This window comes from Paraburkholderia silviterrae (assembly GCF_004353915.1).
GTDB lineage: Bacteria > Pseudomonadota > Gammaproteobacteria > Burkholderiales > Burkholderiaceae > Paraburkholderia > Paraburkholderia silviterrae.
The window spans coordinates 1-11,865 of the sequence record NZ_SMRP01000063.1 but is presented as its reverse complement, the minus strand read 5'-3'; the positions used below and the strand labels follow the sequence as shown (position 1 = coordinate 11,865).

Annotated in this window: 8 protein-coding genes; 2 read left to right on the top strand and 6 right to left on the bottom strand. The window is 57.9% G+C overall.

What is annotated here, in order from left to right; all coding sequences use genetic code 11:
- Positions 1 to 392 precede the first annotated feature (392 nt).
- The 4 genes from EYW47_RS40290 to EYW47_RS40275 all read right to left on the bottom strand — a co-directional run bounded on the left by EYW47_RS40290 (position 393) and on the right by EYW47_RS40275 (position 3,437).
- Positions 393 to 926 carry a hypothetical protein gene (locus EYW47_RS40290; protein WP_240764143.1) on the bottom strand — a complete coding sequence of 178 codons (534 nt, stop codon included), beginning with the start codon at positions 924 to 926 and terminating at the stop codon, positions 393 to 395.
- Between the two features lie 189 nt (positions 927 to 1,115).
- Entirely contained in the window at positions 1,116 to 1,775 is a 660-nt protein-coding gene (locus tag EYW47_RS40285; protein WP_133200364.1) for a hypothetical protein, read from the bottom strand.
- Between the two features lie 669 nt (positions 1,776 to 2,444).
- Positions 2,445 to 2,738, bottom strand: coding sequence for a GYD domain-containing protein (locus EYW47_RS40280; RefSeq protein WP_133200363.1), 294 nt, complete (start codon positions 2,736 to 2,738; stop codon positions 2,445 to 2,447).
- A 54-nt stretch (positions 2,739 to 2,792) separates the two neighbouring features.
- On the bottom strand, positions 2,793 to 3,437 hold the full coding sequence (locus EYW47_RS40275) for a hypothetical protein (RefSeq protein ID WP_240764142.1): 645 nt from the start codon (positions 3,435 to 3,437) through the stop codon (positions 2,793 to 2,795).
- A gap of 1,608 nt (positions 3,438 to 5,045) precedes the next feature.
- Here EYW47_RS40275 and EYW47_RS40270 point away from each other — a divergent pair.
- On the top strand, positions 5,046 to 5,525 hold the full coding sequence (locus tag EYW47_RS40270; RefSeq protein WP_133200362.1) for a hypothetical protein: 480 nt from the start codon (positions 5,046 to 5,048) through the stop codon (positions 5,523 to 5,525).
- A gap of 108 nt (positions 5,526 to 5,633) precedes the next feature.
- Here EYW47_RS40270 and EYW47_RS40265 read toward each other — a convergent pair whose 3' ends face one another.
- The gene (locus tag EYW47_RS40265; RefSeq protein WP_133200361.1) at positions 5,634 to 6,329 is read right to left on the bottom strand and encodes a glycine zipper 2TM domain-containing protein; all 696 of its coding nucleotides are present in this window, start codon (positions 6,327 to 6,329) and stop codon (positions 5,634 to 5,636) included.
- A 614-nt stretch (positions 6,330 to 6,943) separates the two neighbouring features.
- Here EYW47_RS40265 and EYW47_RS40260 point away from each other — a divergent pair.
- The gene (locus EYW47_RS40260; protein WP_240764141.1) at positions 6,944 to 8,413 is read left to right on the top strand and encodes an MATE family efflux transporter; all 1,470 of its coding nucleotides are present in this window, start codon (positions 6,944 to 6,946) and stop codon (positions 8,411 to 8,413) included.
- A gap of 913 nt (positions 8,414 to 9,326) precedes the next feature.
- Here the strand turns inward: EYW47_RS40260 and EYW47_RS40255 are convergent.
- Positions 9,327 to 11,330 (bottom strand): alkaline phosphatase family protein, encoded by a 2,004-nt coding sequence (locus EYW47_RS40255; protein WP_240764140.1) that lies wholly within the window; start codon positions 11,328 to 11,330, stop codon positions 9,327 to 9,329.
- Between the last annotated feature and the right edge of the window lie 535 nt (positions 11,331 to 11,865).

Below are 11,865 nucleotides of genomic sequence, written 5' to 3'. Positions count from 1 at the left end.
TCATGCTTGTCATGCGTTGCGGTCGACGGATTTTACTTGACCGCGTTAATGCGACAAAACAGGCATTCCTTCTTTGACGATAGTGTTCACGTGTCCGCTTGTTCGTTAAGTGGACACGATACTCCCAAGAGCTTTACCGAACCTCAAGATGAGATGCCCGGCCGCTTACCGAGCAACTGGTGCTGCTGTCGGCCGGCTTCGCGTGAGGCGTGCATATTCAGCCTGACTCTGCGAGAGCGGCTCAATGGTCTCGCCATGCGTCGGAGGGGCAGTACAGGGCGGACCAGCGAGCCCGATGGGGTTTAGATGTGTAGGAATCCATATCACTGTAGCGGCGAGAGGGACCATCTGTCGGAAGTGGGTCATGCTAAAGCGGCCGCCTCAGGTTCCGTCTATTCCAGCCAGTACAGGCCCTCGAACTTGCCCTCGTTGTAGCCTTTCGAGGGGTCAGCGACCGAGGATTGCTGCAACCTACCGCGAATATTCCGGAACTTGCCGCTGCCGCCGGTAAGAACGATATTGACCATTGCGGTGCGGTGTCCGCCTGATTGTGCTACCGGCGCTTGGATGGTTCCTTCCAGTCGGCCGAACACCTTGTCGCCATTGGCGAGGACGAACACCACGTAGCCGGACACCCGACCGTCATTGTCAATCAGGTCGGTTGCGGCTCGCGTGATGAAATCCTTGACCGGGACCCCGGCAAATGCCGGTGGGTCGTTGGGGAAGGTTCGATGGTTCTCGAAGATGCGAATCTGGTGCCCAGGGATGTCGCCGACCTCAAGGGCGTGTTGCTCAGTGTACCGGGTATTGGCGGCCGGCACCGAAAACGAAATCGTGTTCTTCTGCTGAGCCTGCACCGGGCTAGTGCCCAGCATCGCCGCACCGACCACTATCAATGCAAGTACTGCCGCACGTAAGCGGGTCATGAGGATTATTTCCACAGCCAGTCTCCGGTTGGACAAGCAGTCACTGCGAATCAGACTAACCAACGCGCCTCGCGAACGCGCCCGCGACCAGGCGAAGCCTGGCTGTCGGTACAGCACACGGGGTCGAGCATGGAGGCTGACAGCCGCCGCCTCGCGCCACTTGGCATCCGGGACGCCAGCCTCACTCAGTCATCGAGTAACAGACATTGTGTGATTCTTGTAATCCGAGAGCGTGATGCCAAGACCTTGAAGTTGCGCGCTCACGTTGCCAAATGTTTGGGAGGTAGCCGTGACGGTTCCTGTTCCGGCTGTAGTATTTCCATCCGACTGCTCAAAAATCGTCATGACAACATTGCCATATGAAATTGTCTGGTGTTCGTTAAGATTGTCCTGAGACGAAGCCCCGAGCGCATTAGCGGTCATTGTGAACTGGAGAGTGTCAGTGCCCTCGTCCGACAGGAGTAACCCCGAGGCGGTCGCTGACTTAGGAACGATTACGCCATTGGCGTCGTTCGCAGAGAACTGAACAGGGCCTGAGTACGAGTTGCCAAAAGAACTCTGAGCGCACGTGTCATACCCAGAGATGAATGCGAAGCCGAATGCAGAGAAAGGTTGGCTAGGCCCACCTCCATGCGTTACCCCAGCATTCGCGAACACTCTGATGTCAATGAAGCCTGACTTGCACTTATCTAACACAAAGACGCCTTGAACATCAGTTGCGTCTCCATGCGTGCTGGTATTGGCAATTTGGGGCGAGGTTTGACCGTACGCGCAAAGACACAAAGCTCCCAGGGCACCCGCTACCCAAGTCGTCCGTCCGGCAATCTTGAAGCCTGGAATTCGATTCATCTTCACACCTCCAGATGGATTCGTTGAGGTAAAGGAGAAGGTGCATCGTTTACAAGTGTCCATAAGTCGCCGATTCGTCTTAACCACTACTGCACGTCCCCCCGGACACCAATAAGCTCACGACGAGGTGAGCAACGAACTGTATTCTGTTGGCAATGAAAGCGTAGGGCAGCGTTTGATGAATGGCAACCCGTGACTTCTGTGAAATCGATTCACTGTTTGCTGGTCTTGAGCATTGCGGTGCGGCGCGTTCGTACGAAGATAGCGGGTATTTAAAACATTCATTAGTCCTACTAAGTGTTGAGCGACAACTCGAGGGTTATCCGTCGAAAAATTTGAAAACGCGAAGTGTTTTTCTCTCTTCATGGACCTGCCGGGAAGAGGCGGGCTTTACCCTACCGCACAGAAAAAGCGCCCGCGTGGCAACGGTCGACGGTTTGCTGCTGCTTACTCCATCACTGACGACCAGACAGAACTCGTACACTCCGGCGACCGTCGACTTGAAGCTAGGCCTCGACGTAGTGGCAGCGTTACGGTGGCCGGTCCCGAAACCTGCGTCCGGAGATTCGTCAACGTTTGAAGCGTCTTTACCATCTGCTGGGCGGCGGGCGGTCGCCTACGAGCCTGGAGGCATGCACCAGTGCGAGACGACACGCACTCATATTGCGCTTACGGCAGTTTGCCAAGGACACCCTTCATCTCGTCAAGCGAGAATGCACGCAAGGACTGTGTGCGCACGTTCCCCATCGCACCGAGCGCCAGCCCCACAGCGGCAATGGCTTCTTCATCGGCTGCCTCGAAAATGACCACGCCGTCGTAGGCTCCCAAGGTCCAAAAGATGTCCTTCACGGTCACACCGGCTTTCTGTGCCATCTCTTTCATTATGCCGGCCCGCTTTGTGGTGTCCTTCACTGCGCGGATGCCCTGGTCCGTGAAGTTCCACAGGCTGATATAAGTTGCCACGGTATATCTCCTATTCAACGGATGAAATACATCCTGTGCGGGATGCGCAGGATGTCACTCCTTTTCCATCCAGTACTCGCCTTCGTACCTGGTATTATTCAAGCCTTTTGAAAGGTCGACATTGGTTAAAACATGTAACGTGCCTCGAATGCCCCGCATCTTTCCCGTCCCGCCAGTGAGCACAACGGTGCCCACGACCGTTCTCTTGTCGGCCGATTGACCGGCCGTCGCCTGCGCTACGCCGTCAAACCGGCCAAATATCTTGTCACCATTGGCCATGTTGAAGAGGGTGTAAGTGAAAACCGGACCATTGCCGCCCAGGCTCTCACTTTCACCGCGAGCCCAGTAGTCTTTCACTGCCACACCAGCAAAGGCAGGCGGGTCATCCGGAAAAGTTCGATGAAGCTCGAAAAGCCGTATCGTATGGCCTGGCACGTCGCCGATGTCCAGCGTGTGTTGCTGTGTGTACTTCGAATTCTGCTCATGCACCTCGAAGGCTATCTTTGTCCGCTGCGCAGCCTGTGACCACGCGGCCGGGCTTTCAGGCAGCGCCACACAGCAGATGGAGAGCAATACTGCGACGTTGCCTACGCGGATGTTTCTGCCTCGCGCTGTCATGCCGACTAACGCGGTCGAGATTGCTGTGATGCTTGCCAACGCCTGCATCGTTCTCTTGATGAGTGAGGCGATGTTCTTCATGTGACCTCCGATGGGCTCAAGCGTGTTTCCGGGCGGACCGGAATCACGTGGTCGGTTCGATGAGCGACGGACAACGGCCAACGTCCAACGCAATGCCGACGGGCACTGGCGCAACAAGTCGGCCGCTAGACAATGCGAAACTGCTTTCTGGGCAAACTGATGAGTGACAGCGGGCTTCGCACGGCGCGCTGCTATGCCGCGTCCGTCTCCGGATGGACCGAAAAGCAAGCGAACGCAATCACCCGCCTCTGTGCTTCGTCGACAGAGACAAGCGCGTACACCGGAGAGGGCGCGTCAGGGCGCTACAAACGGGGTATCGAGAGTGTGTGCTGGAAGCAAGTGTCCATAGTCGCCAATTTGTCTTGATTCACTACATCCCCCCGGACACCACAACAAACTCACCGATGAGGCGAGAGATACTTTCAATATCTGCGTAAAGCCTAGGGCAGGGGTTGGGTGATTGCAACCCACGAGGCATATCAATTTCTTGAGGGCATATGACTTAAGTGCTAGGGAACAGAGCGCCGAATGCACTAAGAGACGTCGCCTTTAGTCGCGCGCTTTAAAAAAGTGCTTGTTGTAAAGCGAGCTCACATAGAGCAACGTTGAATAACTCTCAGTGTTATTCAGTGTAGTCTGCACCGTGCCACCAATCGCTGGCCTCTTGCTGAAACCGGCCGACAGATTTCGCCCATGGGCGGGTCGCGTACGGCGAAACAGTGATTGATGCAGTTTCAGAGACTGATTTCGATGAAGCGACGTGTCGCTATCCTTAAGAAATTCTGAAGGACCGCGACATTGTATTTCTTCGGTAGAAACGCGATTGTGAACTTCTTGACTGTTTGGCGTGTACGGGGCGCATGGGCATGGCTTGGAGCGGCCACTCCGTCATATCGCAAAGGAGCTGAGAAGATTCGTGCGGTACTGGGAACGAGGCCGGTACGACGGCGAATGCTTTCGCGGTTCACGGCCGCGGCGGCTGATAGGTCGCCAGCGAGACAGCTGCTTCGCTTTGGTGCACAGATGGCTTCGATGTCGGAGACCCGAGTACGCTCAGTCACGAGCAATTGCCCCGTGAAACGAAACAAAGCCTATGACGTGTCGTCGTGACGCCATGTCGCGGGTCGCTTTATAGCCAAAGGCTTGGTATCTTTTTTCAGAACGCGACGTATCGTTAATACGTGTGCTTCCTTTTGCGCACCGGGCTTACTGGCCCTCTGGCGGTCCTTCAGATGCACCTGTCACCTCGACCGCCGCGCGCGGAATTGCCGCGTTGTTTGTTCCCCCTGAAGTCACATGCCTCAATGCAACCCTGACAGCGGTCACTAAATCAGGCAACCGAAAGCGGCGGGTCTTTTGCGGATTGGCCTGTCTCATCCACAAAAGGCCCACACTGAGCTTCCGATGTTCGCCAACATTAACGCGCAACAGAAAGTCTTATTTCTCTCCTGACGGAGAAACTGGTCCCGCTCGCCGTCGCTCATCGACTGCGCACTTCGCCACGCTGTAATCATCTCGCCTCAAAGCTGACGCTTTCGCCGCCTACGCTCTCGGGGTTGCCCCAACATCGGTTCAACACGCATCGCGCGCCTTCACATGGAGAGAAACATGTCGACGAAATGCATTGCGTTTTCAAACAATGATGTGATTCTGGTGGCCTGGACATTCGCGCATAAGCTTGAAGATTGCGTCGGCTGCGACGTCCGGCGGATTCCGGCCGAATCGGCAAACGTTCGTAGCGGCGAACCGCAGGGCCAGTCGCTCCCCGCCATGGCGGGATTTCCCGGCGACCCGAACGCAGGCAAGAGCGGGCGAACCACCGCGCAGGCGCCTATCCAGAAGCTCTTCTGGAAGGACCTGGCCGTGAAGGACCTCGCATCGCCCGGTCCGTACATCTACCAGGTCATTCCGCTCAAGGGCACCTTCGATGAGAAGGGCGTGCAAGCGGCAGCCCGTCCAGGCGACGTAGACTCAAATGCGTCGAGTCGCCGCCATTTTAGCAAGCGCGAGACGCGTGAAGCTTCGCGCAAGACCCCTCAATCCTATCGAAGATGGACCGTAGCAATGGGTCGGCAAGTGAAGTTCTGAGTCGATGAGTGAGCCTTCGCGCAGGGTGCCGAGCAACAGCAGGTACCGCCGGATTGCCAAATCTGTAACCGGCGTAACCGTAAACGTCCCGCCGGTTTTGGAGGCTGATTACGACGTGCTCAGGGAATCGCCGGAGACATGAACGCGCTCACCGACCTGGACTGGCGGCTGCGTCGAGTAGTTGAAATTCCGGTAGCTGCCGTCCTGCATCCTGACCTGCACCTGATAACTCGTCGCCTTGCGAACAGCGTGCTCAATGCCATTGCCCGCAAGGCCTCCACCGACGGCGCCGGCAATCGTTGCCAGAACGCGGCCGCGTCCTCCGCCGACCTGATTTCCCAACAGCCCGCCAGCGACTGCCCCACCTACGGCCCCGAGACCCGTGGTTGGTTCGGGTGCCTGGACCGTATTGACGGCGACTACTTCGCCGGCGTTCGGGTCAACGGCGACCGCCCTCGGTGACGGTTGTACCGAGTCTCGATACGCGTCGTTCTTGGCGTACCTTGGCGCCTGCTCAGCAGGGGCACTGTGGTGATGACGGACATGCGGCGCCACGGGAGCTTCCTCCCGGGTCACGCGTTCCTCCACGTTTGGTTGAGGCGAAGCGACCGGCGCGCTGGCGATTTGAGCCGTGACCGGCACCGTTTGCGTCGGAGGCGCCGTCATCGCTCGGGACGTCGGAAGAATGCCCGTCATCGCCGCGATACCCGTGGCGCTGGCCAGGATGACGGCTACCGCCGCACCCGCAACCAAAGGGTGAAGGCGACTACGCTGCAGTGAACTGGAAGTCATGTTGGTGCTCATCTCGCGCTCCGTTGAGGGGTGTCAGCAAGAACGCCGCAGCCGACAGAGCGGTGCACCGTGCCGTTGTGAGATTTGTAAGCAGTTGTAGTGCACTAGGGAGAGCCCAAGGGGAAGCCTCCTCAAGGGCAGACCGTAGAAGAACTACATAGCGGTGGCATGCAGTGACTACCAACGCTGTCTTCCGTAGCGACCGCATAATTCCGCGGTCGATTGTGTTCCATGGCCACTCCATCGTCGTAACCTATCTAGCCCGAAAACCGGACGAACCCATGGCTTCCATACCCAAGGTGACGAAGAGGATAACAATTGGCTTTGATTCCAAAACCTGCCGGCTATCTCTTATTTTGATTCTGTAGATGTGGCACACTCTGCACACCTGCGTCGGCCTCCACTCAAGCTAACGTTGGTGACTACTACTCTCGGTGTTCATACTGCAGCTCGTAGCACGGTTCCGGCTTCAATCGGGAACGGGGCACGTCCAGAGGGGACCTTCGAGGGATGTGCAAGCGCTGTAACGATGATTTTGTCGCTGCTAAAGCGGTGCATCGCGAGTTGCGGGTCCATCTGCAGTGAAGACAGATAGCCGTGTACGGCTGCGGTTCGTGCCATGATTCGTGGACAGTGACCTTCACATCGACGCGATGAACGTACGCACCTCAGCACATTCTGCCCGTTTCGTTTCAGGCTCGACCATGCGTCACGTGGTTGTCATGGCGGGCACCGGCGCAATCGGCCTGATGGCGGTATTCGCAGTCGACCTTGCGAACCTTTTCTATATATCGCTTCTTGGCGATGCTTCGGTGGCGGCCGCTGTGGGTTTCGCGGGCACCATTACCTTCTTTCATGTCGCCATCGCAATCGGTGCGACCATTGGAGTGAGTGCGACCGTCGCCCGCTTACTCGGCGCTGGTCAACAGGTCAAAGCTCGACAGGTCGCTTCCGCCAGTCTCATCTGGATGGGCATGGTGACCATCGTGTTGAGCGCAGCGACGCTGGCGCTACTCGACCCAATTCTTAACGCGCTCGGTGCGAGAGGAGAAACGCGCGAGTTGGCTCGCACGTTCCTTTACATCACTGGCCCGACCTATCCGCTGCTTGCGATTGGAATGTGCACGGCGGCTATTATGCGCTCGACTGGCGATGCGCGACGAGCCATGATGGTGACTCTCACGGCGGCGGTCATCACGGCAGTTCTAGACCCAATTCTCATCTTCGGCCTGCGCCTTGGATTGACTGGCGCGGCCGTTTCGAACGTCGTCGCACGCATAGCGTTGGCCGTTGTAGGTTTGTACGGAGTGGCTAGAGTCAATCACCTGGTCGGCCGCCCACGTATTTGGCGCTCGTGGCGGGATGTGAAGCCCGTGCTCAAAGTGGGACTTCCGGCAGTCCTGACCAACCTGGCGACGCCGGTCGCCAGTGCGTACGTCACGCATGCAATGGCGCGCTTTGGTCCAGCGGCGCTCGCCGGACAGGCCACAATTGACCGTATCTCACCGGTTGCCTTCGCCTTGATATACGCGCTGACCGGGGCGGTCGGCCCCATCATCTCGCAGAACCTCGGTGCTGGCCGGGCGGACCGAATTCGGGAAACTGTGCGAAACAGCCTCGCGTTCGTCCTGCTGACCGTTGCAGTGGCCTGGGTCGTGCTGGCGTTGGCTCAGAACAGTGTGATTCGCGCTTTCTCCGCGCACGGAGTTACCGCAACAATCATCTCGACATTTTGCTCATGGCTGGTCGCAAGCTATGCCTTCGTTGGATGTCTTTTCGTGGCGAACGCGACGTTCAACAATTTAGACCGTCCTCTGCTATCGACGCTATTCAACTGGGGACGAGCAACACTCGGGACATTGCCGTTTGTAGCGGTCGGAATCCGACATGGTCCCATTGGTGTGTTGGTGGGCCAGGCAGTGGGGAGCGCGATTTTCGGAACGCTGGCGATGCTGGTCGCCTTTCTTGTCGTCAGGCGTCTGCCGATGGGAGATTGCGCTCGCCTGGCACAGCGGCACGCCAATGAGCCGAGGTCGTCGGCAGTCAGCGTCCCAGGCGCGGCGGCTGGCAATACCATCGCGCCGCGTGTGCAATGATGCTCCCTACCGTACCGGTCAGTTTGAGGAGGTTGCAGTGACAGTCTCTCGTCTGAGAGGTATTCCTGGCATCGGTGTCGACAGGATGACTATATAAGCGCAGCAAGGCCGACGGTGTGATAACGAAGCGACGTCCGCCGCGTACCTCAAGCCGGAGTTGCGGAGGATGCGTTGGTGACGGGCGCTTGGTTATCGCATGTCCGCGCAGGGCCGCCGTTTGCAGACAATTGAGAAAATCAGCCGGGGCCGCTGGCGTGAGGTGTAGGCCCAACGGTCAGCCGGTCGGGCGCTGGGCTGCAAGTTCCGGTCAAACGTGTTAATGCGAAAGCGGTCGAAGTCGCTCGCATTTGAACCCAAGCCAGCATCGATTACATACTGAAACCCGCGGTCGCCAAGCAGCTTGCGCACGCTGATTTTGTCGAATCCCGAGAGCGCAAGTTGCGGCTCCTGCTCATGCCGTCCGCGGCAATGCACGACGCCCTGCGACGCGATTACACCGCGATGGCGGGAATGATTTTCCGCGACGTGCCGGCGCTGGCCAATGTGCTGGCAGGTGTTGAACGGATTGAGGCAACCATCAACGCCTGAACGTGGGGCGGTGCGTATGGGCGGGACTTCTGTGGATTCGAAAGTTGTCATTCGAGCCGTAATGTCAAAATGCGTTGGGCGAACGTCCGGTGGGCGAGCAGGATGTGAGTCACGCTGGCAGGTGCCGTCAGTCGCGCAGTGGAGCGTCGCTCCGGCGCAAAACTGAATGGGTCATATCGACCCGTTTCTGCCGTTCGCCGTCGGCTTCGGCGAACGGCAGCTTTTGAGTGTCGAGCCGCCGGCGATGGCAATCCACGCCCTACCGCATTCAGGTTATAAATCGTCGTCAATATGGAAACCGGCCGGGTCCGCTGCGCGCATCATGCTAATGATCGCTGCCGCCGCCCTCGTCATGGTCATGATCGTGCGGGAAGCTGAACGCCTTGAACAAGTCGCCGACGGCAGGCGCGTTGGTTGGCACGTACGGATTCGTCGACAACTGCACCGGATTCGGCAGATTGTCGCGGCTGCGCGACGTGATCGGGGCAAGCGACCAGTTGCGTTCGATGAACTTGATGAGCGACACGTGATCGTCGTACTCGTGCATGATATGTCCACCTTTCGAATAAGGCGACACGACAATCAGCGGAATGCGCGGGCCGTCGCCGAAAAAGTCCAGCGGCTGGATGTAACCCGAGTCGTAGTAGCCACCGCCTTCGTCATTCGTGATGAAGATCGCGGTCGACTCCCACAGCTCGGAGTGCTTTTGAACCGAGTCGACGATCTTGCGCACAAAGGCCTCGAACAGGCCGTACTTAGACGAGGCCGGATGCCCATCGAGGAGTCCGCCCGGCTTGACATACGACACCGCCGGCAACTTGCCATCCGCAATATCCGTGTAAAGATCCGGTAAATCCTTGAAGTGCTTTTTGACGACCGCCTTGTCGGTCATGATCGCCGTTTCGTAGAGGAACGGATTGCAGATGTTGCAGTAGACGCTTGTGTCACTGATCTTCTGGTCCGGGTTCTTGAACACATTCCAGCCTTCGCCGTAGTACTTCCAGGAGACGTGTTTCGCGAGCAGCGTGTCGGCAATCGTACGCACCGGCGAGGGCGGAATCGTAAACGATCTCGCATTTAACGTGCCGTCGCCGTTAAAGCCCGGGTTGTAGTTGTTCAGCAGGTAGTAAGTGCCTGCCGCGCAGTTCGGGTTCGGGTGATACGGCAGTTTGCCGAGATAGTCGAGGATGGCATCAACGCCAGGTTGATTCGAGTCCGAGCAGTTGCTGTACGAACCGCCCGAGTAGCCGTCTTGCACATACCAGTTGTTGGTGCCCTTTAGCGGGCGCGGATCTTCAATCTGGTTGGACGGCGGGGTTGCGACATGTCCCAGGCTATCGGTGAAGTGAAGCGCGTCGGCCGTGCCCAGCATGATGCTGTTCGCGCCCGTACCCCCCATCACCGGTTGGTGATAGTTGTCGCTGATCGTGTATTTCTGCGCGAGTTCGTTGAAATACGGCATGTCTTTGCCGTTGTTCACGTTGTAGTAACCGAGCGCTGTCGAGCCTTCACCCAATGTCTGCTCATTGAAAGGCTTTGGCAGCGGGTTGCCGTTGGAGCCCGCGCTGATCGTTGTCTCGACCCATACGTAAAGACGGCCGAGGCAACCGCTTGGATTATCCGTGCTCTTTTGTGCGACGCTGCAGTCTGCTTGCTGCCACGCCTGATAAAACCGGTGTACCGGGCTCGCCATGTACTGATCGTAGTCTGGCCCGACGCGCGAGATCTGGTAAGGCCCGTTCGGCAGCACATAGGTGTTCGGGTCGAAACGGGTATCAACCGCTTTCTTCGGCAAGTTCGTCGCGCCCGTGGTCAGTTGCACGATATCCTGCTGTTCCAGCGCACCGCCTTCTGCGGCTTGAGCGGCCGCAAACGTCGCGAAGGGGCCAGGGCTCGTATCGCTTGCGGCCATCGGAGCGGAATCGGTCTGGGGCGGCGGGAGATCGCCATAGGGCACTTGCCCTCCGGGGCTGAGTTCGAATTGCGTCGGATCGGTCGCCTTCGCGGTGTATTGCGCAGCATCGGAAAAATGGGGCCCGGGGCTGCCGTCCGCCTTGATGATGCCCTTCGACAGCAGGTTCGACACCGTTTGCCCCGTGGGGGGCTTGTATGCGCCAAAGACGTGATCGAACGTGCGGTTTTCTCCAACGATGATGATCACGTGCTTGATTGGCGAGACCGTGTGTTCGGATCGTTCGTCAGCCGAGGGCGACTCGCTTTCGGCCAGAGATGCGAACACTGCGCTCGCAAGCACCAGCGCGACTCCACTGCCGACCAAGGCGACACGGCGCAATGCCATTCTTCCCGGTTCTGCTTTCGTTCGCTTCATGACAACCTCCTTCGAAAGGCCGCAATTTCTAATGCAGATGAGGAGACATCGACGTGCAGCTATGACGCTGCAAGCTCGGTGTTCGACTACCTATTACCGAGCGTTACGAAAACATAGTGGCCGAGTGTGACGAACGAGGGGCACGCGCGTGTCACTGTCGAGTCGATTGAATGAACAAGAAGAAACGTGTTCATACGATATGACATATAAAGGATTGCAAAGCAATTTGATCGGCTTTACGTCGAGCGCACTTGCGCGAACTTCGGAATCGGCGCCGCCTCGGTCAAGATGCCCGCCAATATTGACAACGTTCACTTACATGGGAATTCCAGACGACGCGCCGTCCACTCAGGCCGTTTCCGGCGCGCGCTGGCGCGCTACGCAGGCATCACGAGCGGCATCATGTGCAGATTGAAAACGACGAGGTGGGTGCGGGCCGCCTCTGCACCTTGCCATCCTGCACAGAGCGCTCGGCGGGCTGTGTCGCGTTAAGGACGATAGGACGACCCGATGCTTGAGGTGAAGAGGATTGCTT

Excerpts from the sequence above, each read along its gene's own strand:
- EYW47_RS40290 (WP_240764143.1), bottom strand. The coding sequence starts at position 926 with ATGACCCGCTTACGTGCGGCAGTACTTGCATTGATAGTGGTCGGTGCG.
- EYW47_RS40285 (WP_133200364.1), bottom strand. The coding sequence starts at position 1,775 with ATGAATCGAATTCCAGGCTTCAAGATTGCCGGACGGACGACTTGGGTA.
- EYW47_RS40275 (WP_240764142.1), bottom strand. The coding sequence starts at position 3,437 with ATGAAGAACATCGCCTCACTCATCAAGAGAACGATGCAGGCGTTGGCA.
- EYW47_RS40270 (WP_133200362.1), top strand. The coding sequence starts at position 5,046 with ATGTCGACGAAATGCATTGCGTTTTCAAACAATGATGTGATTCTGGTG.
- EYW47_RS40265 (WP_133200361.1), bottom strand. The coding sequence starts at position 6,329 with ATGAGCACCAACATGACTTCCAGTTCACTGCAGCGTAGTCGCCTTCAC.
- EYW47_RS40255 (WP_240764140.1), bottom strand. The coding sequence starts at position 11,330 with ATGAAGCGAACGAAAGCAGAACCGGGAAGAATGGCATTGCGCCGTGTC.